Source organism: Kineosporia sp. NBRC 101677 (genome assembly GCF_030269265.1).
Taxonomy (GTDB): Bacteria; Actinomycetota; Actinomycetes; order Actinomycetales; family Kineosporiaceae; genus Kineosporia; species Kineosporia rhizophila.
Genome location: NZ_BSTA01000002.1, coordinates 274,896 through 296,168 on the forward strand (window position 1 = coordinate 274,896; position 21,273 = coordinate 296,168).

21 protein-coding genes and 1 riboswitch are annotated in these 21,273 nt (G+C 70.7%); of the genes, 12 read left to right on the plus strand and 9 right to left on the minus strand.

The window, feature by feature from the left end; all coding sequences use genetic code 11:
* Window positions 1-153 precede the first annotated feature (153 nt).
* The 3 genes from QSK18_RS06760 (at window position 154) to QSK18_RS06770 (ending at window position 3,207) form a co-directional block, all read left to right on the plus strand.
* Window positions 154-891: an iron-dependent transcriptional repressor DtxR gene (locus QSK18_RS06760; protein WP_285617247.1), complete on the plus strand. Its 738-nt coding sequence runs from the start codon at window positions 154-156 to the stop codon at window positions 889-891.
* A 467-nt stretch (window positions 892-1,358) separates the two neighbouring features.
* Window positions 1,359-1,538, plus strand: a riboswitch (cyclic di-AMP (ydaO/yuaA leader).
* 125 nt (window positions 1,539-1,663) lie between these two features.
* Entirely contained in the window at window positions 1,664-2,317 is a 654-nt protein-coding gene (locus tag QSK18_RS06765; protein ID WP_232814788.1) for a C40 family peptidase, read from the plus strand.
* A gap of 395 nt (window positions 2,318-2,712) precedes the next feature.
* Window positions 2,713-3,207 (plus strand): HNH endonuclease, encoded by a 495-nt coding sequence (locus tag QSK18_RS06770; RefSeq protein ID WP_232814754.1) that lies wholly within the window; start codon window positions 2,713-2,715, stop codon window positions 3,205-3,207.
* A 362-nt stretch (window positions 3,208-3,569) separates the two neighbouring features.
* Here QSK18_RS06770 and QSK18_RS06775 read toward each other — a convergent pair whose 3' ends face one another.
* Entirely contained in the window at window positions 3,570-4,397 is an 828-nt protein-coding gene (locus QSK18_RS06775) for a D-hexose-6-phosphate mutarotase (RefSeq protein ID WP_232814753.1), read from the minus strand.
* Between the two features lie 126 nt (window positions 4,398-4,523).
* Here QSK18_RS06775 and serS point away from each other — a divergent pair, with 126 nt between their 5' ends.
* Complete coding sequence (gene serS / locus QSK18_RS06780) at window positions 4,524-5,813, plus strand: serine--tRNA ligase (protein ID WP_232814752.1); 1,290 nt, start codon at window positions 4,524-4,526, stop codon at window positions 5,811-5,813.
* On the opposite strand, the gene QSK18_RS06785 is transcribed toward serS, so the two are convergent.
* Complete coding sequence (locus QSK18_RS06785) at window positions 5,814-6,227, minus strand: PPOX class F420-dependent oxidoreductase (protein WP_232814751.1); 414 nt, start codon at window positions 6,225-6,227, stop codon at window positions 5,814-5,816.
* Between the two features lie 77 nt (window positions 6,228-6,304).
* A complete protein-coding gene (locus QSK18_RS06790) occupies window positions 6,305-7,318 on the minus strand; it encodes an acyl-CoA desaturase (RefSeq protein ID WP_232814750.1) in 1,014 nt (337 codons plus the stop codon).
* A gap of 154 nt (window positions 7,319-7,472) precedes the next feature.
* Between QSK18_RS06790 and QSK18_RS06795 the strand changes: the two genes are divergently transcribed.
* The gene (locus tag QSK18_RS06795) at window positions 7,473-8,828 is read left to right on the plus strand and encodes a N,N-dimethylformamidase beta subunit family domain-containing protein (RefSeq protein WP_285617253.1); all 1,356 of its coding nucleotides are present in this window, start codon (window positions 7,473-7,475) and stop codon (window positions 8,826-8,828) included.
* 24 nt (window positions 8,829-8,852) lie between these two features.
* Here QSK18_RS06795 and QSK18_RS06800 read toward each other — a convergent pair whose 3' ends face one another.
* The gene (locus tag QSK18_RS06800; protein WP_232814748.1) at window positions 8,853-9,530 is read right to left on the minus strand and encodes a response regulator transcription factor; all 678 of its coding nucleotides are present in this window, start codon (window positions 9,528-9,530) and stop codon (window positions 8,853-8,855) included.
* A 30-nt stretch (window positions 9,531-9,560) separates the two neighbouring features.
* Window positions 9,561-10,823 carry a sensor histidine kinase gene (locus tag QSK18_RS06805; protein ID WP_232814747.1) on the minus strand — a complete coding sequence of 421 codons (1,263 nt, stop codon included), beginning with the start codon at window positions 10,821-10,823 and terminating at the stop codon, window positions 9,561-9,563.
* 153 nt (window positions 10,824-10,976) lie between these two features.
* Here QSK18_RS06805 and QSK18_RS06810 point away from each other — a divergent pair, with 153 nt between their 5' ends.
* From QSK18_RS06810 to QSK18_RS06820, 3 genes are all read left to right on the plus strand, one after another.
* A complete protein-coding gene (locus QSK18_RS06810) occupies window positions 10,977-11,906 on the plus strand; it encodes an ABC transporter ATP-binding protein (protein ID WP_232814746.1) in 930 nt (309 codons plus the stop codon).
* Window positions 11,903-12,685, plus strand: coding sequence for an ABC transporter permease (locus QSK18_RS06815; protein ID WP_285617257.1), 783 nt, complete (start codon window positions 11,903-11,905; stop codon window positions 12,683-12,685). The genes QSK18_RS06810 and QSK18_RS06815 overlap by 4 nt, the downstream gene beginning before the upstream one ends.
* Before the next feature lie 123 nt (window positions 12,686-12,808).
* Window positions 12,809-13,381 (plus strand): hypothetical protein, encoded by a 573-nt coding sequence (locus tag QSK18_RS06820; protein ID WP_232814744.1) that lies wholly within the window; start codon window positions 12,809-12,811, stop codon window positions 13,379-13,381.
* Window positions 13,382-13,633: 252 nt separating this feature from the next.
* On the opposite strand, the gene QSK18_RS06825 is transcribed toward QSK18_RS06820, so the two are convergent.
* Together QSK18_RS06825 and QSK18_RS06830 are read right to left on the minus strand one after the other, a co-directional pair.
* Entirely contained in the window at window positions 13,634-14,065 is a 432-nt protein-coding gene (locus QSK18_RS06825) for a DUF2089 domain-containing protein (protein WP_232814743.1), read from the minus strand.
* Entirely contained in the window at window positions 14,062-14,997 is a 936-nt protein-coding gene (locus tag QSK18_RS06830; protein ID WP_285617260.1) for a DUF4097 family beta strand repeat-containing protein, read from the minus strand. The genes QSK18_RS06825 and QSK18_RS06830 overlap by 4 nt, the downstream gene beginning before the upstream one ends.
* Before the next feature lie 197 nt (window positions 14,998-15,194).
* Between QSK18_RS06830 and QSK18_RS06835 the strand changes: the two genes are divergently transcribed.
* From QSK18_RS06835 to QSK18_RS06845, 3 genes are all read left to right on the plus strand, one after another.
* A complete protein-coding gene (locus QSK18_RS06835; RefSeq protein WP_232814741.1) occupies window positions 15,195-15,368 on the plus strand; it encodes a CsbD family protein in 174 nt (57 codons plus the stop codon).
* Between the two features lie 280 nt (window positions 15,369-15,648).
* Window positions 15,649-16,128 carry a MarR family winged helix-turn-helix transcriptional regulator gene (locus QSK18_RS06840; RefSeq protein ID WP_232814740.1) on the plus strand — a complete coding sequence of 160 codons (480 nt, stop codon included), beginning with the start codon at window positions 15,649-15,651 and terminating at the stop codon, window positions 16,126-16,128.
* Window positions 16,129-16,226: 98 nt separating this feature from the next.
* Window positions 16,227-16,457 carry a hypothetical protein gene (locus QSK18_RS06845; RefSeq protein ID WP_232814739.1) on the plus strand — a complete coding sequence of 77 codons (231 nt, stop codon included), beginning with the start codon at window positions 16,227-16,229 and terminating at the stop codon, window positions 16,455-16,457.
* A 1-nt stretch (window position 16,458) separates the two neighbouring features.
* Here the strand turns inward: QSK18_RS06845 and QSK18_RS06850 are convergent, their stop codons facing one another.
* The gene (locus tag QSK18_RS06850) at window positions 16,459-17,490 is read right to left on the minus strand and encodes an isopenicillin N synthase family dioxygenase (RefSeq protein ID WP_285617264.1); all 1,032 of its coding nucleotides are present in this window, start codon (window positions 17,488-17,490) and stop codon (window positions 16,459-16,461) included.
* Between the two features lie 140 nt (window positions 17,491-17,630).
* On the minus strand, window positions 17,631-18,794 hold the full coding sequence (locus QSK18_RS06855) for a TDT family transporter (protein ID WP_285617266.1): 1,164 nt from the start codon (window positions 18,792-18,794) through the stop codon (window positions 17,631-17,633).
* A gap of 306 nt (window positions 18,795-19,100) precedes the next feature.
* Here QSK18_RS06855 and QSK18_RS06860 point away from each other — a divergent pair, with 306 nt between their 5' ends.
* Window positions 19,101-21,263: an MMPL family transporter gene (locus QSK18_RS06860; RefSeq protein WP_285617268.1), complete on the plus strand. Its 2,163-nt coding sequence runs from the start codon at window positions 19,101-19,103 to the stop codon at window positions 21,261-21,263.
* Window positions 21,264-21,273 lie beyond the last annotated feature (10 nt).

Below are 21,273 nucleotides of genomic sequence, written 5' to 3' on the forward strand. Positions count from 1 at the left end.
CTGCGGGCTGTTGCCTGCCCGGGCACAGGTCGAACACAGGCCGGACACCGAAACCGCCCCGGAGCGTTCCGGCCGGCGTACGTTCGGTGAAGGGCAGGCCGTCGAACCCCCGGTGGATGGTGCCGGGTTGCCCGGTGGCGGACAATGGGCCCCGTGAGCGACCTCATCGACACCACCGAGATGTATCTGAGAACGATCTTCGAGCTCGAGGAAGAGGGCGTCGTCCCGCTGCGGGCCCGGATCGCAGAGCGCCTCGGCCACTCCGGGCCGACCGTGTCCCAGACCGTGGCCCGGATGGAACGTGACGGTCTTCTGCACGTCACCGGTGACCGGCACCTCGAGCTGACCGAGATCGGCCGGGCCAAGGCCACCCGGGTGATGCGCAAGCACCGCCTCGCCGAGCGGCTGCTGCTCGACGTGATCGGCCTGGAGTGGGAACTCGTCCACGACGAGGCCTGCCGCTGGGAACACGTGATGAGCGACCACGTCGAGCAGAAACTGCTCAAGATGCTGGCCGGACCGCTGGAGAGCCCCTACGGCAACCCGATCCCGGGCCTGGAAGAACTCGGTGGCCCGCAGGCCGCCCCGGGTGCGTTCCGGGAAGGGGTGGTGAGCCTGCCCGACGCGGTCGCGGCCGACTCCGCCGCCCCGCAGAGCAGCGAGCTGATGATCCGTCGTCTCGGCGAGCGCCTGCAGATCGACACCGAGCTGATGAAGCAGCTGCAGGGGGCCGGCATGGTCCCCGGCTGCCGGGTCCAGGCCCAGCGCACCCCCACCGGCTACCTGGTCAACGTGGTGAAGGTGCCCGAGATGCGCTCGGCGCCCGGGTCCGACGCCGGCGTGGCGCTGCTGGCCGACGTGGCCCGTCATGTCTTCGTCGAGGCGGTCTGACCGGGTCCTGCACACAGCTCACACCACCTCCGCGAGCCCTCGTCCGCCCGGACGAGGGCTCGTCGGCGTTCCGGGCCGGGCCGCAGCACGAACCCGCAGACCAGAACAGCCTTCCAAATAGCCCTCTCACTGCACCGCTTTCCACCCGGAAGTCCCCATTACCAGCCGGTCCCACGCCGGTCAAAAGCAGATGGCCGGTTCCGGGCCTTCCGCAGCGTGTCGAGCTGAACGAGAGGTAAAAGGTACTTGTGGGGCTTCTGTGAGTCACCCCAACGGCGGGTGGGTCTGCTCCGATCGAGGGACAGATGCTCACCCGAAGGCGTGAACTCGGTCACCGAACGTAAAGTTTTCCCCCAGCTCCGTGACCCAGACGTGACATCGCTTCGTCGCGTCAGGTAGCTTCGCGTTCGCTTCTCTCCCTCCGAGAAGCCCCCGAGGCGGACGCCGAGCTCTGCCACCACCCCGGGGCAACCTGAACACCGCATGGCAGAGGCGGGGGACCCATTTCCGGGGTGTCCGATCCGGGCGCTCCTTGGGGTGAAGCCGCGAAGCCGTCCACGACCCGCGAGGTCAGGGACGGAGTCCGGCCGGGTGACTTCTCCCACCCGAACCCGACAGCTGACCTCGTAGGCGTCCGGAGAGGTAAACCGTGACCACTCGCGCCACGGCGCGCCATCGCGCGCCCGTTCGTGCTGCAACACCCCTGAAGTCCCTCGGGACGGCCGTCACCGGTCAGATGTCGGTGATCGGTCGAGGCGGGGCCGTGATCGCCATGTCCGGCGGTCTGGTCGCCTCGATGGGCATGTCCTCCCAGGCCTCCACCCGGACCTCGCCCGAGGTCGCCGCGGCTCCGGCCACGGCCCCGATCGCGGTCCAGCCGGCCGTCGCGTTCGCCGGCGGCCTGATCGCCGCCCCGGGCGGCGCGCAGACTTCGGCGGCACCCCTCACCGCCCCGGTCGCAGCGACGGTATCCTTCGAAAGCAGTGATTTCACCGCAATTCCGAAGAAGGTCGTTGTCCCCGTCGCAAGCGGGGAGTTGTCGACGGGTTCGAACGTGTCCAGTTCTTACGGCAGTGCGCGCGGCACCTCGGTGCTGGCCGTTGCCTCGCGCTACCTCGGGGTCCCCTACCGGTACGGCGGCACCACGCCGATCGCCTGGGACTGCTCGGGGGCCATGCAGTACATCTTCAACCAGGTCGGCGTCGCGCTGCCGCGCACGGCGAACCAGCAGATGCTGGCCGCCACCCGGATCTCGCGGTCCGAGGCACAGCCCGGTGACCTGGTGTTCTTCAGCAACGGCGGGGCCGCCTACCACGTGGGCCTCTACGCCGGCGGCAACATGATGTACGACGCGGGCCGCACCGGGACGTCGTTCAGCAAGCGGGCGATCTGGACCAGCGCGGTCAGCTTCGGCCGGATCGGCTGATCCGGGCGGTCACCCGCCCGAGCCTGCACGGAAGCCCCGCCCGGGTGGCGGGGCTTCCGCTGTTTGCCATTCCTTCATCCGGTGGTGACGTACGCGGCGCAGATCACTGAGAGAAAGGGAGTGATCTGGTCAGGGGTTCCCGCTTACCCTGTCATCCAGGGTCCGACAAGCTGGCATTCCGGTGAGGAGGTCGTAGTGGCTGGTCACATACGCGACTTCCTGGCCGCCAGGGCGCGGTCCCATACGGGGTTACCAGGGCATCCTGCCCAGGCCCGCACCACCCACGCGTTCGAGATACAACCCGAAATACCTGCGGCCGTGTGCCGCCCAGCCAAGGCGTCGTTCCACTCGGAACGGCGCCTTTTGTCGTCCCGGGACCCAGGAGGTGGCCGCTCATGCGCACCCTCGTTCTGAACGCCGGCTACGAGCCGTTGGCCGTCGTCTCCTTCCGCCGGGCCGTCGTGCTCGTCCTCGCGGGTAAAGCCGCAGTGGTCGAGAGCGGTCCGCACCCAGTGGTCAGCGAGATGCTGACCGTCCCCCGGCCGTCGGTGATCGTGCTCCAGCGCTACGTGAAGGTGCCGCACGGCCGGGTGATCCCGGTCAGCCGGCGCGGTGTGCTGCGGCGGGACGAGCACCGGTGCGGTTACTGCGACAGCCACGCCACCACGATCGACCACGTGCTGCCGCGCAGCCGGGGCGGTCAGGACACCTGGGAGAACCTGGTGGCCTGCTGCATGCGGTGCAACAACGTCAAGGGCAGCCGCACCCCGGAGGAGATGGGCTGGACGCTGTCGGTCCGGCCGCGGCCACCGCGCGGTCCGGCCTGGGTGGTTCGCGGGGCCGACGTGCGTGAGCCCTCCTGGGAGGAGTACCTGGGCTCGGCCGCCTGATCAGCGGTGCCGGCCAAAGCACAGATCGCCCTGGCGGAAACCGAAGTTTCCGCCAGGGCGATCTGTGACTGCCACGGTCTGGGCCAGGAAGTCCCTCCAACCCCTGGCTCAAACCGGGAGATCCAAGGTACTGGCCGCTGCGGGAGCCGGCCGGGGGAGCAACTGCGGTGGGACGACGCCGCCCGGGCCGCGTGGAGCCGAACCCGGGCGAACGAGAAGATTCTGGTGCACCGGCGCTCTCGGCGCCGGTGCGTCGAAGAGCCTGCCACACCGATGCTGATTTAGCAAAGTGCTATGACTCCACGTAATCGGCCTACGGATATGAGCAGGTCGTCCGGAAGTGACTGATACGTATAGCGAGATCAGTCGTCGGTCGGCGCGCGGCCCGTATCGAACCGCACACTGCCCGTCCAGGCAGACCCGGGCGTCAGCTCGACCGGCTGCAGCAGGGCCGGCTCGATACAGACCCAGCCGGTCTCGGATCCGTCCGGCACGTCGCCCAGGCCGTGACCCGCTCCGGGGTTCCAGACCACCCGGTCAGGAAAGCCGTTGGCGGTGACCAGCAGTCGGCCCAGCTCGGGGTCCTCCAGGGCCACCGGGCCGGAGGCTCCTTCGATCGACACGTCGCGGGAGGTCAGGGCGGGCACCGAGCCCCCCGCAGGGGCGAAGGTGTAGGCCGGGCCGCCGGCGTTGTCCGCCGCCGCCCGGCCGCCGAGCCCGGAGATCACCGTGTCGGGGTCACCGACTGTGAAGTAGCTGTGCAGAGCGGCGGTGAAGCTCCACGGCGCGTCGCCGGTGTTGCGGGCGGTCAGCTCCAGGTCCAGGGTCTGGCCCTCGGCCCGGGCGCTCAGCACCAGTTCGAACGAGTGCGGCCAGATCGCCCGGGTGTCCGTGTCGTCAACGAGTTTCGCGGTCCAGGTGCCCGGCCCGGACTCCACCTCCGTCCAGGCCCGGTTACGGGCCACGCCGTGCTTGGGCAGCGGCCCGCGCCCGGCGAACTGAGGGAAGATCACCGGGACGCCGCCGCGGATGGCCTTGCCCGGCCCGCACTCCGCGGTCGGGCTCAGCCACAGCCGGGGCCGGCCACCGGCCGGGGTCCAGCCGGTCACGTGCCCGCCGTGCGCGCACACCACGAGCTCGGCGCCGTCCGGTGCGGTCAGGGTCTGCGAGGAGCAGGGATCGATCGCCATGGCGGCATTCTGGCCGGTCGCCGCGCCGGGCCGGCGGCCAGCGCGCCGCCGTTAACCCGGATTACTAATCGGGTACACCCCGATAGCATCGACGCGGCAAAACCCTTCCTGGTGAAAGGTCCTTCGATGCACGACCCGCGCGCCCTGCTCGACCCGGGCACAGAGGCGGTTCGCCGGCTCGCCCGCCGTGGCTACACCCTGGACACCGCAGCCCTGGAGGAGTTGCTGTCCAGCCGGAACGCCGGCATCAAGGCGGCCGACGACCTGCGCGCCGAGTCCAAGAAGGTCGCCGCCGAGGTGGGCCGGACCGCCAAGGCCGGTGGGGACGTGAGCGAGCTGAAAGAGCGCGCCCGCAGCCTGAAGGAGCAGATCCGGCAGGCCGAGGAGGGCGCCGACCAGGCCGCCGCCGACCTGCGCGCCTGGATGCTCACCATCCCCAACCTGCCGCTCGACTCGCTGCCCGACGGCTTCAGCGACGCCGACGCCACCGAGGTCCGCACCTGGGGCACCCCGCCGGAGTTCGCCTTCACCCCGCTCGACCACGTCGAGCTGGGCGAGCGCACCGGCATCCTCGACTTCGCCCGGGCCACCAAGCTGTCGGGCCCGCGGTTCCGGGTCTCCCGCGGCGCCGGGGCGGCGCTGGAGCGCGGCCTGATCTCGTTCTTCCTCGACACGCACACCCGCGAGCACGGCTACACCGAGTTCGCGGTGCCGCACCTGGTGGCGCCGAGCGCGCTCGAGGGCACCGGGCAGCTGCCGAAGTTCGAGGAGGACCTGTTCCGCACCTCGGCCGGCAGCCGGGACCTGTACCTGATCCCGACCGCCGAGGTGCCGCTGACCAACCTGCACGCCGACGAGATCGTCGAGCCCGGTGAGCTGCCGCTGGCCTACACCGCGTGGACGCCGTGCTTCCGCTCGGAGGCCGGCTCGTACGGCCGCGACACCCGTGGGCTGATCCGGCTGCACGAGTTCGAGAAGGTCGAGATGGTGCGCATCTGCGCGCCCGAGCAGTCGCAGAACGAGCTGGAGAAGCTGGTCGGCCACGCCGAGTCGCTGCTGCAGAAGCTCGGCCTGGCCCACCGGGTGATCCTGCTGGCCGCGGGCGACACCGGTTTCGGCGCCCAGATGACCTACGACGTGGAGGTCTGGCTGCCCGGGCAGAACGCCTTCCGGGAGATCTCGTCCTGCTCGGACTGCGGCCAGTTCCAGGCCCGGCGGGCCAACATCCGCACCCGCACCGAGGACGGCAAGCGCGAGCTGGTGGCCACCCTCAACGGCTCGGGCCTGCCGATCGGCCGCACCATGGCCGCGATCCTCGAGAACGGGCAGCAGGCCGACGGCTCGATCGTGATCCCCGCGGCGCTGGCCGGGTACACCGGGTTCAGCACGATCCACGCCGACGGCAAGACCGACTGATCAACCGGAGACGTTCGGGCCCACCTCGGTGGGCGTGATCCGGATGATCACCCGCTGGTCCTTCTCCATCACGGCCCGGTACTCGTCCCAGTCGGGGTGCTCGCCGCTGATGTCCTTGTAGTAGTCCACCAGCAGGGGCATCGCGGCGGGCAGGCCGACGATCTCGACCGGCCCGGCGACCTGCACCCACTCGCCGTAGAAGCCGTCGGTGAACACCGCCAGCCAGGCCCGCGGGTCGCGGCGCAGGTGCTTCACCTTGATCGCGGTCTCCCGGCTGCTGATCACCACCTGGGTGCCGTCGGTGGAGACACCGACGGTCACCGGGGACATCTGTGGGCTGCCGTCCTTCTTCAGCGTGGTCAGGACGGCGTGGTGGTTCGCCTTGCAGAACGCGAGTGCTTCCTGAATGTCCATCCCGACATCCTCACAACAAATGGTGGACGGGCCAACGCACCTCGCGCCGGCCCGTCCACCATTTGTTCGTGGTCGCCTCAGGCGGCCTGTTCGACCCGCTTCGCGTCGATCCGGTTCTCCTTGGGCCACTTCACGTTCCAGACCCAGCCGGCCTTCTCGAACAGCCAGATCACCCGGGCCGAGATGTCGATCTGCCCCGGGTCCACGCCGTGCCGCGCACAGGTCGGGTCGGCGTGGTGCAGGTTGTGCCAGCTCTCGCCGAAGCTCGGGACCGCCAGCAACCAGACGTTCGAGGCCCGGTCCTTCTGGGAGGTCTTGAAGGGCCGCTCACCCATCACGTGGCAGACCGAGTTGACCGCCCAGGTGACGTGGTGGATCAGCGCGATCCGGACCAGGCCGGCCCAGAAGTAGGCGGTGACGAAGCCGTGCCAGGACTGGCTGACCAGGCCGCCCACGATCGCCGGGCCGAACAGGCTGAGCAGCAGGAACCAGACGAAGTTCTTCTGGATGAACCGGATGTCGCGGTCGGCCACCAGGTCCGGGGCGAACCGGCGCGAGTTCGAGTTCTCCCGGGTGAACAGCCAGCCCATGTGCGCCCAGATCATGCCCTTGGCCAGGGCCGGCACGGTCTCGCCGAAGCGCCAGGGGGAGTGCGGGTCGTTCTCGTCGTCGGAGAACTGGTGGTGGCGGCGGTGATCGGCGACCCAGCGGATCGGGGCGCCCTCGATCGCCATCGTGCCGGCCACGGTGAGCAGGATCCGCATCGGCCGCTTGGCCTTGAACGCGCCGTGGGTCAGGTAGCGGTGGAAGCCGACGGTCACGCCCAGCCCGGTGAACAGGTACATCACCGCGAACAGGATCACGTCGGTCCAGCCCAGCCAGCCGCCCGTCCAGGCCACCGGCACGGCCGCGGCCACCGCCACTAGGGGCGCGACCACGAAGAACCAGAGGAACACGATCTCGACGTTGCTCTTGCGACCGTAGGTCAGCGGCAACTGAGGACGTCGGGGCCGGCGCGGAGTTTCGGCGGCCCCCTGGGCAGGGGTCGGGTCGAGGTCGCCGGCGCCGGCGGCGCTGGTCGATGCAGTCATTCCGTGCCCCTGTCTGATCAGTCCGGATTTACCTACGTAACCGTAACCTACGAATCCGTAGGTTCGCTAGCCTCTGGCTGGAGTGAAGCAAGTGACTCGCCGGAAACCCGTCCGGATTGGCACCGGGCACCCCTCGCCCGACACAATCCTTTTCGTGCCGTCCCCGCGTCTGCTCGCCGTGACCGCCCTCGTTGCCCTGGGCGGCCTGGCGGGGCTGATCAGTGCTGGTGGTGCCGGTTCCGAGGCCGCCCCCGAGGCCCGGAAGCCGGCCTCGGACGTGCGCGGTGGCCTGGTCAGCAACCCGGGCAGCGAGGCCGGGCCGATCGCGCGCGAGAACGCGCAGGCCGGTGCCGAGGAGTGGCGCATCGCCCCGGCCCGCGCCGCGGCCAAGGGGTTGGCGGCCTACGCCGGCGCCTCCTCGGTGGCTCCTGGTGAACTGGTTCCGGTGTTCCTGCGCGGTGCCGGCGCCGCGCAGGTGCGGGCGTTCCGGCTGGGCTGGTACGGCGGCGACGGCGCCCGGCAGGTCTGGCAGGGCACGCTGCAGGCCCAGGCTCAGTCGGGACCGCCGGCCGGCTGGCAGTCGACCGGTTCGCTCGACACCACGAACTGGCCCGAGGGCGCCTATCTCGTCCGCCTCGACCTGGGCAAGGCCAGCCGCTACCTGCCGCTGACGGTGACCTCGGTGCCTTCCCAGGGCTCGGCGTCCGATCGCGTGGTGGTGCTGACCTCCCCGATGACCTGGGCCGCGACCAACCGCAACGGGTCGGTGGGCGAGGGGCGCGAGGTCACGCTGAACCGGCCGCTGCTCACCGGGGCGGGCGCCGGGGCCCTGGCCACCGAGGCCGGGCTGATCGCGCAGATCGAGCGCACCGGCACCGACGTCGTCTACCTCACCGACACCGACCTGACGGCCTCGCCGAAGCTGCTCGAGGGCGCCACGGCAGTGCTGGTGGCCGGTGAAAGCCGTTACTGGACGCCCAAGCTGCGCGGCTCAGTACGCGCGGCGGTGGCCGACGGTACCGACCTCGCCTTCTTCGGGGCCGGCTCCGCCGGCGTCACCGCCCTGCCCGATCAGGCCGACGCGCGCAGCTTCACCGTCGCCGCCGGATCGGGGGCCAAGCTCACCGGTTCGGTCGCCACCTGCGAGGCCGTCGGCAGCACCGGCCTCACCATCACCGACCCCTCGTGGTGGGGTTTCGGCGGCGCCCAGGTCAGCTCTGGTCAGGTGCTGAAGGGTCTGGTCTCCGGCCGCCTCGACCAGGTCCAGGCCTCCGCCCCGGCCCAGGTGGTCGGCTCGGCCGACCTGGCCTGCGGTGACGTCCAGGCCACGAGCTACGTCGAACGCCCCTCCGGCGCCACGGTGTTCAACGCCGGCACGGCGGCCTGGGGGTGCACGGTCACCGGGTTCTGCCTGGACGGCCAGGGAAAGCGGGTCAAGGCCGACGCCCAGGCGCAGGAGATCGCCGCGCTGGTCACCCGCAACGTGGTCACCACCTTCGCCGGGCCCTGAAACCGGCTCTGAAAGTCAGGCTGTTCAGGCCAGTTCGGCGTCGTGGGCGAGGATCGCGATCTGCACCCGGTTGGTCGCGTCCAGCTTGGTCATCACCCGGGACACGTGCGCCTTCACCGTGGCCACGCTCATGTACAGGTCGTCGGCGATCTCGGCGTTCGACTTGCCCAGCCCCACCGCCACCGCCACTTCCCGTTCGCGCGGGCTGAGCAGGTCCAGCCGGTCACGGGCCGCTTCCCGGCGCCGCGACTGCCCGGCCGCCGAGGGTGCCCCGACGTGATCGATCAGGCGCCGGGTCACCGCGGGCGAGAGCATGGCCTCGCCCTGCGCCACCGTACGGATGGCCCGCACCAGGTCGGCCGGGGGCGTGTCCTTGAGCAGGAAACCGCTGGCGCCGGCCCGCAGCGCCCGCAACACGTACTCGTCGGCGTCGAACGTGGTCAGCACGATCACCTGAGGCGGCGAGGGCTGCTGGGCCAGCTGCTCCGTGGCCGCCAGACCGTCCACCCGAGGCATCCGGATGTCCATCAGGACCACGTCCGGCCGTAGCCGCTGCACCGCCCCGAGCACCTGCGAGCCGTCCTCCGCCTCACCGGCCACGTCCACGTGCTCGCTGCCGGACAGCATCATCCGCAGCGCCGCCCGCACCAGCGCGTCGTCGTCCACGATCAGCACCCGCACCGGTGCTTCGACATCTGCCACGTTCTCAACCCTCCCATCCCGACCCACCACTCAGGCGGACGGCTCCACCGTGGTGCTCACCGACGTCTTCAATTCTTCGTCGTTGGTGGGCCAGGGAAGCCGGGCCGCGAGCCGGAAGTCCCCCGCCGCCGTCCGCCCGTGTTCCAGGCTCCCCTCGGCCAAATTCACCCGCTCGGTCAACCCCACCAACCCCTGTCCGGCCCCAGGAATGGCATCGGGGGGAGCCAGCGGCGCCCGGTTCAGCACCGTCACTTCCAGCCCCTGCCCAGGGGTTCCGTTCACCGAGACCTGCACTGCCGTGCCTGGTGCGTGTTTTCGGGCGTTGGTCAGCCCTTCCTGCACGATCCGGTAGACGGTGCGGCCGATCACCTCGGGAACCCCCTGCCCTTCGGCGTGCTCGCAGTTGAGCGTCACCTTCATGCCGGCCTGGCGGGACTCCTCGACCAGGCTCGGGATGTCGGCCAGCGTGGGCTGCGGGCGGTCCGGCGAGTCCTCCGCCCCGCCGGCCCGCAGCACCCCGATCACCTCGCGCAGGTCCTGCAGGGCCTGCCGGGCGCTGGCCCGGATCACCGCCGCCGACTCGGCCACCTCCGGCCCGGCCTTGTCGGCGCGGAACTCCAGGGCCCCGGCGTGCAGGCTGATCAGCGAGATCCGGTGGCCCAGCACGTCGTGCATCTCCCGGGCGATCCGGGTGCGCTCGGACTGCCGGGCCTGCTCGAGCAGCAGGTTGCGCTCGGACTCGGCCCGTTCGGCCCGGTCGCGCAGCGAGAGGATCAGCTGCCGCCGGGCGCGGGCGAACAGCCCCCAGGCCAGCACCGCGCACACCGCGATCAGGCCGGCGACGAGGTCGGCCCAGCTGTCGCTCGGATTGGGCCGCACCCAGGCGAAGGCGATCCCGGCCAGCACATGCAGGACGAAGACCACGGCCACGTTCCGGGGCGGCCGGCGCACCGCGACGGTGTAGACCAGCACCATGGCGGGCAGGGCGGAGACCACCGAGAAGAACCCGACCGCGGCCATGAACACGGCGATCCGGGTCGGCCAGCGCCGCCGCCACCAGAGCAGGACCAGGCAGGGCACCCCGGCCACCAGGTCGGCCACGGCCAGCGCGCCCGGCATCGTGCCGCGTTCCAGGTCGGCCTGGTCGATCCAGAGCAGGACCCCCAGGCCGGTGCAGATCAGGAACAGGCTGACGTCCACCAGCCAGTCCCGCGCGGAGCGTCGTTCCGGCCGGGCCGCGACCGGGTCGTCCAGGTCACCGGGCAGCCAGCCCGAGCGGTGGTGAGTGCGCACCTGCTCACCGTAGGCATCCCGATCGGGCGGCCACCACGGTCCTGGGATGCGCGGGCCCCCTACTTTCGTCTAACCCGAGATCACCCTGGGGCGCGCCCAGATGGTTCCCAGGACGGACGCGCGGGTGGTGGCCGGTCCGGAATGGTTGTCCTCGTGATCGAGATCGAGAACCTGACGAAGAGATACGGCACCCAGACGGCCGTCGATGCCGTCTCCTTCCGGTGCGAGACCGGCACTGTCACGGGGTTCCTCGGCCCGAACGGCGCCGGCAAGTCCACCACGATGCGGATCCTGTGCGGTCTGACCCCGGCGAGCAGCGGGACCGCGCTGATCGACGGCGTGCCCTACCGCAGCCTGCCCAACCCGGGCCGCTCGGTGGGTGTGCTCCTGGACGCCTCGGCGCAGCACGCCGGCCGCACCGGCCGCGAGGTGCTCACCCTCGGCACCATCGTCCTGGGCCTGCCCCGCGAGCGGGTCACCCAGATGCTCGACCTGGTCGGCCTGGACAAGAAGGCCGCCGACAAGCGGGTCGGCAACTACTCCCTGGGCATGCGCCAGCGCCTCGGCCTGGCCCACGCCCTGCTCGGCAACCCCTCCACGCTGGTGCTCGACGAGCCGGCCAACGGGCTGGACCCGGAGGGCATCTTCTGGATGCGCGGTCTGCTGCGCGAGTACGCCGACCGGGGCGGCACGGTGCTGCTCTCGTCGCACCTGCTGCACGAGGTCGAGGCGGTCGCCGACCGTCTGGTGGTGATCGGCAACGGCCGGATCGCGGCCAACGGCAGCAAGCAGGAACTGCTCGCCGGGGCGGGCACCCTGGTCCGCGCCGAGGCACCGGCCGCCCTGGCCGACGCGCTGCAGCGCTCCGGCCTGACCTTCACCCCGGCCGCCGACGGCGCCCTGCTGGTCGACGCCGAACCGCTCCAGGTCGGTCGCGCCGCGGCTGCGGCCGGCGCTGTCCTGACCGAACTGCGCACCGCCGACGGTGCCGGCCTGGAGGCCCTGTTCCTCCAGCTCACCGCCACTGCGAACGCCTCCGCACCGGCCGGTGCGGTCAACCCCCCGATGGAGGTCGCGCGATGAGCGCCCCGACCACGCTGCCTGCCTGGGCCGCCCCCGGCGCCACCCAGGACACCAAGATCAGCCGTCCCGGGCTGGGCACGCTGACCTGGCTCGAGCTGCGCAAGATGGCCGACACCCGGGCCGGGCGCTGGCTGCTCGGCATCGTCGCCCTGCTGGTCGTCCTGGTGATCGGGGCGATGGCGATCTGGGGCGACGGTGACCGTACCTGGCAGACCTACGCGCAGCTGGCCTTCCTGCCGATCGCCATCCTCGGCCCGGTGCTCGGGGTGCTGACCGTGACCAGCGAGTGGTCGCAGCGCACCGCCCTGACCACCTTCACCCTGGTCCCGCAGCGTGGCCGGATCGTCACCGCCAAGTTCCTCGCCGCGATGGTCCTGGCCACGGCGACGCTGGCGCTGATCCTGCCGATCGCCGGCATCGCCACCCTGGTCTCCGGGGCGGCCGACCCCTGGGACATGTCCGCGATGGTGGTGATCGAGCTGCTGGCGTTCCTGTGGCTCAACTACGCCTGCGGGGTCGGGTTCGGCCTGCTCTTCGCCAACACCCCGGTCGCGATCGTCAGCTTCTTCGTCCTGCCCGTCGCCTTCCAGCTGCTCTCGCAGTTCTCGGCGATGGAGTCGGTGGGCGAGTGGCTGGACTTCAACTCCACCACCGGCGTGCTGGGCGGAGGGGAGACCAGCGGGGACGAGTGGCTGCGGATCTTCACCTCGGCGCTGCTGTGGGTGGTCGCACCGCTGGTGATCGGCACGGTGCGCACCCTGCGCCGCGAGGTGAAGTGACCCAGGACCTTCTCTGAGGGAAGCCGGTGGCCATTGGAGGGTGGCCACCGGCTTCTGGTCTTCATAGCCGGTTCACAGCCCGGATCCGGCCTCTCCTCATCAGGGGGCCGAACTCTGGGACGCATGGCAGAAAATCAGGGGCAGACCGTCGTGGCGCCGGTGAACACCCACCCGGCCCCCGCCCAGAACCCGCAGTCCTACCCGAACGTGCAGTACCCCGGCCCCGCCGGGCCGCCGCCGCACCTGACCTTCGAGGTCCCGCAGGAGCACCTGGGGACGTCGGTGCCGGCTCCCGCGCCGACCACCGGCTCCCAGGGTGGTTTCGTGCAGAAACTGAAGACGCCGGTGGCCGCCGCGGTCATCGCCGGTGCCCTGTTGCTCGGGGTGGGTTTCGCGACCGGTTACGTGGTCGGCCACGACCGTGGTTCCGCCTCGGTCTCCGGCACCACCGACGGCCAGACCGGTTTCGGGGGTGGCCAGATGCCCGGCGGTGGGCAGTTCCCCGGCGGCGGTCAGATGCCGGGCGGTCAGACCGGGCAGGGTCAGACCGGTCAGGGCCAGAGCGGTTCCGGTACGTCGCCGTTCGGTCAGGGACAGAGCCAGGACGGGACCACGCAGGACGGGACCACTCAGGACGGCACCACCCAGGGGGGCGCCACGACCCAGGACAGCACGGACCTCTCGCAGACCCAGTGAGACCGGGCGTGACCTCCGGACCGAACCCCACGGGCGAGTACCCGGCCTGGCGCCGGCGGGACATCCCCTCCGGTGGCCCGAAGGCACCGGCCGTGTACTCGCCCGAGGGTTGTCGGCGCGCCGGAGGAGCCGACGCGTAGATGTTGCCGGGCGGACCGGTGACATCGAAGGAGCATTCTGCCGCCTGAAAGGGCAGGTGGCTGGTGTACCCCCGCACTTGGGGTAACCACCCGCCCCCTGGTCAGCGGCGGATCACTGGCCCAGGAGCTTTCGGGCCGCCTCCACGTCCAGCTCACCCGTGGCCAGCGCCTGCAGCGTGTTCAGCCGGGTCTGCTCGTCCGCCTCGTTCCGCGCCGGCTCCGCAGCCGGCGCCGTGGGAGTCGCCGGGGCGGTGGGCCGCAGACCGAGCTTGGCCAGCAGATCGTCGAACCGGGCCCGGGCGGTGGGGTAGCTGACCCCCAGGTGCCGTTCCAGCTCCTTCATGTTTCCCCGCGAGACCAGGAAGACCCGCAGCACGTCCAGTTCGGCCTGGTCCAGGGCGCAGTAGTCGCAGTGCTGGAAGTGCCCGCTGATCCCGGTGCCGCAGGAGTCGCAGCCGAGCTGGGTGACGTGCAGGTCGTCGGCGCAGACCGGGCACTGCTGGGGGGCCCGGTAGCCGTGCTCGCCCGGGTGCCGGCGGCTCAAAGCGGCGCCTCGTCCCAGACCTGGGCGCCGACCGTGACCGAGCTCATGACCGCCTCCACCTGCAGGAGGTCCCGCCCCGAGCCCACGACGCTCTCGGTGACCTGGTCGTCCAGCGGCATGGTGCTGGCCGGGCGGTCAGGTAGCTGCAGTCGGCCCATCCGGTTGGTGCCCGAGATCCGCAGGTCACTGCCGTTCAGCAGGGTCAGCCGGGCCGAGGAGGACTCGGCCGTCAGCCGGGACTCGCCCAGCGGCACCGCGCTGATCTTGACCGACGAGGAGACCGCCTCCACGTCGAGCCGCCCCCGCAGCCGGTCCGCCTTCAGCGAGCTGGCCACCACCCGGGCCTTCAGGCCGCCGACCAGGCCGTTGAGCTTCACCTCGGCGCCGGTGGTCTCCAGCTCCAGCAGCAGCTCCGGGTTCACCCGGATCTCGAGCTGGTGCTCCTTCCACGACTTGGCCCAGGTCAGCGTGCGGGGCAGGTCGCTGAAGCTGAAGTTGCCGAAGAGGTTGCCACCGTTGGCCGGGCGGGGGCCGGTGGGCTCGTCCAGCGGGCCGGTGCCGGACACGATCAGCGTGGTGCCCTCCTGGCTGACCCGGTGCGTGCCGGTCACGTACAGCTGGGCCACCGACGGGTCGGCCGTGACCTGCACCGAGCGGTAGGAACCGAGCACCCGCACCGCAGTGATGGTGCCGTTGACCGGCGGAGTGCCACCGGCCCGGAAGGTGGGGGTGCCGGAGCTGCGGGAGCTGCCGGAGCCGGGGGAGCCGAAGGCCGGGGAGGCCGGGGTGGGCTGTTCGGGAGCGGGCGCGGAGGGCGCGGATGTGGCGCTCGCCTCACGGGCCTTCTGCTCGTCGATCGCCTTCATGGCCGCATCGGGACTCATCTCCCCCGAGGCGACGCTCCTGAGAATCGCTTCCAGTTCGTCACTCATAGGCAATAGTGAAACCCGAACTTCCGAGATTGGGAACCCTGACTTTCCACTTTCGCGGCGTCCGGGTTCTCCCTGAGGTGGGCCGGACGTGATCAGGGTCGGGATGCGGTTTGGCCCAGAGGGGGCAGAGTGAACCTCGGCGGGACGCTTCGGGCGTCCCGGAACAGCAAGTTGCCTAGTGGTTGGGAGGCCTGTCGATGAGTGCCACCGACAAGATCAAGAACTCTGCCCAGAACGTGGCCGGCAAGGCGAAGGAAGCCGTCGGCAAGGGCACGGACAACGAGCGCCTCGAGAACGAGGGCCGCGCCGACCAGGCGTCGGCCGACGTGAAGCAGGCCGGCGAGAACGTCAAGGACGCCTTCAAGCGCTGACGTCCCGCTCGCTCGCCGAGGTCCCGGTCCCCTGTGTCTTCCGGCACGGGGGACCGGTCGTTTTGCGGATGGACGTTTTGCGGCTGAGTGCCAAAAGTCGCTTGCCGTCCTGCCTCGGAGGGGGGTTAGGCAGGACGGCAAGCGGTACTTGCTGAACCGGGGCAGTCGCGGCGCTCCGTCCTGGGGGGAAGACGTGAACGCGCGTAGTCGTTGCTCCGGCAAGCACTATGGTGCCATCAATGTCATTGCGCCGTCAACTATTGAAGCTAAACTGGCTCGGGTGCGTGACGAAGAGGGCCGCCCCGACGGCGCGAACTGGCTGAGCAGCAGCGAGCAGGCGGCCTGGCGGGCGCTGCTGGACAGCACCCGCATGCTGTTCGCCGCCCTGGACCGGCAGCTCGCCTCCGAGTCCGACCTGACGCTGACCGACTACGACATCCTGGTCCGCCTCTCCGAGGCGCCGGGTGGGCGGCTGCGGATGCGTGAGCTGGCCGACCTGACCCTGTCCACCCGCAGTGGCGTGACCCGCGCGGTCACCCGGGCCGAGCAGGCCGGCTGGGTGCGCCGGGTGGAGTGCGAGGAGGACCGGCGCGGGATGAACGCCGAGCTGACCGAGGCCGGGCGGGCCAAGCTGATGGCCAGTGCGCCGGGTCATGTGCAGGCCGTGCGCGAGATGCTGATCGACCAGCTCACTCCCGAGCAGCTGGAGCAGCTCACCGAGATCGGCCGGCGGGTGCAGGACAAGATCACCGTGAAGTAGGGCCGGCTCACCCACTGTTCTGTGTCGGTCTGTGTGGATTACCGGAAAGTCGCTCACGAAGAGTCAAGCAGCTTCACCCGTTTGCCGATGCGTGAGGCATGACCCCCTCTGCTGCCCTGCTCGAACGCCTCCTCGGAATCGCCGAGGGGGTGGCCGCTTTCGGTGACCAGATCGACGAACCGGCCGGGCCCCGCCTCTCGGCGTCCGCCCGTGAGGCGATCGAGCAGTACTGGGAGCAGATGCGCACCTATCCGGCCGGGGCGCGGGAGTGGCGGGACGAGATGTTCGTGCTGCTGCTGAACACCCAGCCCACCCCGGTCGCGTCCTAGTTCAGAGACCGGCCGGCTGCAGCTGCTCGTTCGGGCGGCCGGGGGCCTGCTTCTCGGCGAGATGGTCGGCCACGGTGACGGATTCGTAGCGGACCGGCTCGTCCTCGTCGGCGCACCCCGGAAGCACCGAGATCACCGCGTCGGCGTTGCCCTCATGGAAGAAGACGGCCGAACGTCGGCGCACCAGAGCACCTTCGGCATCGGTGGGCGGCAGGACGCGGTGCGGCACGGAGATCCAGCGGTCGTTCGTCCAGCGCGCCAGCAGATCGCCCAGATTGACCAGAAGCGTTCCCTCGGTGGGGATCACGTCGTGCCACTCGCCCGCTCCCGGCAGGATCTGCAGGCCCCGGACCTGGGGGTCGGCCCAGAGCACGGTGAGGATGCCGTTGTCGGTGTGGGCGCCCGTCCCGACCTGGTCCTCGTCAGGGACCGTCTCGTCGGCCGGCACCAGATAGTTGTTCAGCCGCAGCACTTCCAGAGCGTGGTCCTGGTAGCCGGCGAAGAACTTCTCGTCCAGGCCGAGCGCCACCGCCATCACCGCGGTGACCTCGCGGGCCACCCGGGCGCCCTCGGCGAACCAGGCCATCACCGCGGGCTCGAAGCTCTCCGGCCGCAGGGGCCAGAGGTTGGGTGCGTACTGCAGTTCGTCCAGCCCCAGACCGGGGAAGTCCTCCGTGCTGCGGCCCACGTCGAAGGCCTCGAACAGGTCGGCCGGGGAGTTCGCCCCCGGGCTCAGGCTGAGCCGCTCGGCCCGGGGCGGGGTGTAACCGCGGTTGTACTCCGGCGAGGCCGGGCGCAGCGCCTTCTTCTGCCACATCGGCAGGCCGAAGAAGGCGTCCATCGCGCCGGTGAGCCCGGCCAGCACCTCTTCGCTCACGCCGTGCCCGGTCACCTGCAGGAGACCGATGGTGGACGCGGCGTGGTCCAGTTCGGCGGCCACCCGGGCGCGGTCGGTGGGTGAGCCTTCGCGGAACGCGGACAGGTCGATCGTCGGGATGGTCAGCTGACCGTCGCGCGTGCGGGCTGTGTTCATGCGGTTGATCTTCCCCTCCGTCGCGCCGGATCTCTCGCCGAAGTTCCGACGGTAAGGGGCGGCGATGAACACCGCGTTACGGCACTCCGCCGTGGATTTCACCGCGGTTGCCTTCTGTTCAGGCCGGGCGGGGGCTCCGGTCAGATGGTGTACGCCCAGGTGGGCGGCTCGGGGCGGCGGGTGCTCGGGCGGAGCGAGTTCAGGCTGCCGACGGCGGCGACCAGCCAGCCGCTGAGCAGGCCGGTGAAGAGGATCACAGCCAGTCCGGCCAGCGCGTCGGCGCCGGTGGCCTGGCCCAGGGCGGCGGCTGCGGTGACGCAGGTGCCCAGAGGAAAGGTGAAGGCCCACCAGGTGGGGGCGAACGGCAAACCTTCGGCCGAGCGGGCGGTACGCAGGGTCAGGGCCAGTGCCCACGCGGCCCACAGCAGGGCGAAGCCCAGCACCGGCAGCCCGTAGACCACGCCGAAGGCGCGTAGGGCGGTGGCGTACGGGTCTTCGATCGCGGTGCCCGCCTGCCGGCCGATCAGGTTCGCGGCGGTGACCGACTGCCCCAAGGGGCCGAGCACGATCCACAGCGTCGGCATCAGTCGGGCCGGGGGCAGGCCGTGCTGCACGAGCCGGGTCCAGAGCTGGGTGATCAGGACGAACGAGGCGATGAGGCTGATCCCGAACAGGCCGTACAGGGCCAGCAGCAGGGTGAGCCGCGGTTGCCCGGCCGGGGTGTGCGGCAGCAGGGCGGCACCGGTCGAGGCCGACACCATGGGCGGCACCACCGACATCAGCCAGCCGCCGAAAGCCGCGTCCGGCTGCCGGGAGGCATCGCCCAGGGCGCCGGTGAAGTGCTGGTACGGAACCGCGAAGGCGCTGATCAGACCGGCCACGGTGCCCAGGCCCCAGAGCGCCCAGGCGATGGTCACGGCCGCCTGCGGGCCGATCAGGCCGGGGCCGAGCAGCAGCGTGCCTGCGCCCACGGTAAGCACGGCCATCGGTGGAGCCCCGTAGAAGTGCGCGATCACCGGATGGCGGTGATGGGACCGGGCCCGCTCCCGGTGGCCGGCCCACTGGGCAACGGTTGCTCCAGCGAACAGAATCAGGAGTGCGGTGGCCAGGAGCCAGGCCCCGACGGCGAATTCGCGCGTCTGGAGCCCGGAAGGCAGAGCTGCTGCGGACGTTGCGACGATGCCGGTGCCCATCACGGCCGCGAACCAGTTCGGTGCCACTGAGGCAGCCAGACCCTGAGGGACGCTCGGGGTCGGGTGAGCAGGGGTGGTACGCCGCTGGGTGGGGGCATGGGTCACGGTCACAACCGCCAGTGTGGTTCGGTTCCCGTTCACCCGGAACGGGTTCCGCCCCTGGCTCGTCACAGGTTCACCTTGTGACCCCTGGTGCCCGGCCGGGGGTCGTACCACAGACGTAGTAGGCCCAGATGTCAATGCCTGGACGATGTGACCGGCGCCGAAGATCACCATGATGTGTGATGCAGGCGACGACGCGTGCAATCACCGCGCTCGCCGCTCGGGTCCAGCGAAACCGGTGTCCGACAACCCATCTGGAGGGGCAGATTCGTCATGTCCGCACTCGCTCGCTGGTGCTACCAGCATCGTTACGTCGTGATCGCACTCTGGCTGGCGTTACTCGTCGGCCTGGGGGCCGCCACCGCGGCCCGGGGTACCGCCTACGCCGACGACTTCAACCTCTCCGGCACCGAGTCGGCCCGGGCCCTCGAACTGCTCGAGCAGGCCAGCCCGGACCAGGCCGGTGACACCGGCCAGATCGTCATCCACTCCGAGAACGGCCCGGTCACCGACGCCGCCGTCGAGCAGCGGGTGAAGCCGATGCTGGCCGAGGTGGCGGAGCTTCCGCACGTGCTCTCGGTGACCGGTCCCTACGACGAGGCCGGCGCCGCGCAGATCGCCCCGGACGGCACGATCGCCTTCGCCACCGTCCAGTTCGACGGCCTGGCCCAGGACGTCCCGATCCCGGACATCGAGAAGGTGATCGACACCGCCCAGGAGATCGACGGGGACGGTCTGCAGATCGAGCTCGGTGGCCAGGTCATCCAGCAGGCCTCGTCCGAGATCGGCGGCACCGCCGAGCTGATCGGCGTCGCGGCCGCCGCGGTGATCCTGTTCCTGGTCTTCGGCTCGCTGTTCGCCAGCCTGATGCCCATCCTGGTGGCGCTGTTCGGCGTCGGGGTCGGCATCACCGCGATCGGTCAGCTCTCGCACCTGATGTCGCTGTCCACCATCGCCCCCACCCTGGCCGCGCTGATCGGCCTGGGGGTCGGGATCGACTACGCGCTCTTCATCGTCACGCGATACCGCAACAACCTGAAGTCCGGCATCGCCCCCGAAGAGGCCGCCGTCCGGGCGCTCAACACCTCCGGCCGGGCAGTACTTTTCGCCGGTGGCACGGTGGTCATCGCTCTGCTCGGGCTGCTCGTCCTGGGCGTCAGTTTCCTGGCCGGCATGGGGATCGGCGCTGCGGTGACGGTTCTGGCCACCGTGGCGGCCGCGATCACCCTGCTGCCCGCCGCGCTCGGTGTTCTCGGCACGCGGTTGCTCAGCCGCCGGGAACGGCGTCTGCTGGCCGAGCAGGGCCCGTCCGCCAGCCACGCCCAGGAAGGCTTCTGGGGCCGTTGGTCCCACCTGATCGCCCGGCGCAAGGCGCTTTTCGGCTTCGTCGCAACCGCGATGATCGTGCTCCTGGCCCTGCCGGCCCTGTCGCTGCGACTGGGCTCGTCCGACGCCGGCAACGACCCGGAGAGCAGCACCACCCGTCAGGCGTACGACCTGCTGGCCGAGGGCTTCGGCCCGGGCTCCAACGGCCCGCTGCTGCTGGTCGCCGAGCTGGGCGCCGACTCCGACGCCCAGGCGCTGCAGGCCCTGGCCACCACGGTGGAACAGACGCCCGGGGTCGCCGCGGTCTCCGCCGCACCGGTCGAGCCCGGCTCGCCGCTGGGCATGATCCAGGTCATCCCGGCCAGTTCGCCGCAGGACGTCGAGACCAGCGAGCTGATCGAGCGGCTGCGTGACGACGTCATCCCGCAGGCCGAGAGCGGCACCTCGATGCAGGTGCACGTGGGTGGGGCCACCGCCATCTTCGACGACTTCGCCGACGTCCTCACCGGCAAGCTGCCCCTGTTCATCGGGGTGATCATCGGGCTCGGCTTCCTGCTGCTGCTGATCGCCTTCCGCAGCGTGGTGGTGCCGCTCACCGCGGCGGTGATGAACCTGGTCGCCGCGGCCGCCTCGTTCGGGGTGCTGGTGGCGGTGTTCCAGTGGGGCTGGGGCTCGGAGCTGATCGGCGCCGGGCCGGGCGGGCCGGTGGAGGCCTTCCTGCCGGTGATCATGCTGGCCATCCTGTTCGGCCTCTCCATGGACTACCAGGTGTTCCTGGTCAGCCGGATGCACGAGGAGTGGCACCACACCCGGGACAACGCCCGGGCGGTGACCGTGGGCCAGGCCGAGACCGGCCGGGTGATCACCGCGGCCGCGCTGATCATGATCTTCGTCTTCGCCGCCTTCATCCTGGAGGGCCAGCGGGTGATCGCCGAGTTCGGGGTCGGCCTGGCCGCCGCCGTGGCGATCGACGCCTTCCTGATCCGGACCGTGCTGGTGCCGGCCGTGATGCACAGCCTGGGTGACTCCAACTGGTGGCTGCCGGGCTGGCTGGACCGGATCCTGCCGCACCTGTCGGTCGACCCGGCCGACGAGCCGCTGCCCACCGCCGAGGTCGAGGAGCCCCCGGCCGAACTGGTTTCCCGGCGCTAGGCCCGCGCTT

What these genes read in the sequence shown, in the direction of transcription:
- QSK18_RS06765 (WP_232814788.1), top strand. Translation starts at nt 1,664, where the DNA reads ATGTCCGGCGGTCTGGTCGCCTCGATGGGCATGTCCTCCCAGGCCTCC.
- QSK18_RS06770 (WP_232814754.1), top strand. Translation starts at nt 2,713, where the DNA reads ATGCGCACCCTCGTTCTGAACGCCGGCTACGAGCCGTTGGCCGTCGTC.
- QSK18_RS06775 (WP_232814753.1), bottom strand. Translation starts at nt 4,397, where the DNA reads ATGGCGATCGATCCCTGCTCCTCGCAGACCCTGACCGCACCGGACGGC.
- serS (WP_232814752.1), top strand. Translation starts at nt 4,524, where the DNA reads ATGCACGACCCGCGCGCCCTGCTCGACCCGGGCACAGAGGCGGTTCGC.
- QSK18_RS06785 (WP_232814751.1), bottom strand. Translation starts at nt 6,227, where the DNA reads ATGGACATTCAGGAAGCACTCGCGTTCTGCAAGGCGAACCACCACGCC.
- QSK18_RS06790 (WP_232814750.1), bottom strand. Translation starts at nt 7,318, where the DNA reads ATGACTGCATCGACCAGCGCCGCCGGCGCCGGCGACCTCGACCCGACC.
- QSK18_RS06815 (WP_285617257.1), top strand. Translation starts at nt 11,903, where the DNA reads ATGAGCGCCCCGACCACGCTGCCTGCCTGGGCCGCCCCCGGCGCCACC.
- QSK18_RS06820 (WP_232814744.1), top strand. Translation starts at nt 12,809, where the DNA reads ATGGCAGAAAATCAGGGGCAGACCGTCGTGGCGCCGGTGAACACCCAC.
- QSK18_RS06830 (WP_285617260.1), bottom strand. Translation starts at nt 14,997, where the DNA reads ATGAGTGACGAACTGGAAGCGATTCTCAGGAGCGTCGCCTCGGGGGAG.
- QSK18_RS06835 (WP_232814741.1), top strand. Translation starts at nt 15,195, where the DNA reads ATGAGTGCCACCGACAAGATCAAGAACTCTGCCCAGAACGTGGCCGGC.
- QSK18_RS06845 (WP_232814739.1), top strand. Translation starts at nt 16,227, where the DNA reads ATGACCCCCTCTGCTGCCCTGCTCGAACGCCTCCTCGGAATCGCCGAG.
- QSK18_RS06850 (WP_285617264.1), bottom strand. Translation starts at nt 17,490, where the DNA reads ATGAACACAGCCCGCACGCGCGACGGTCAGCTGACCATCCCGACGATC.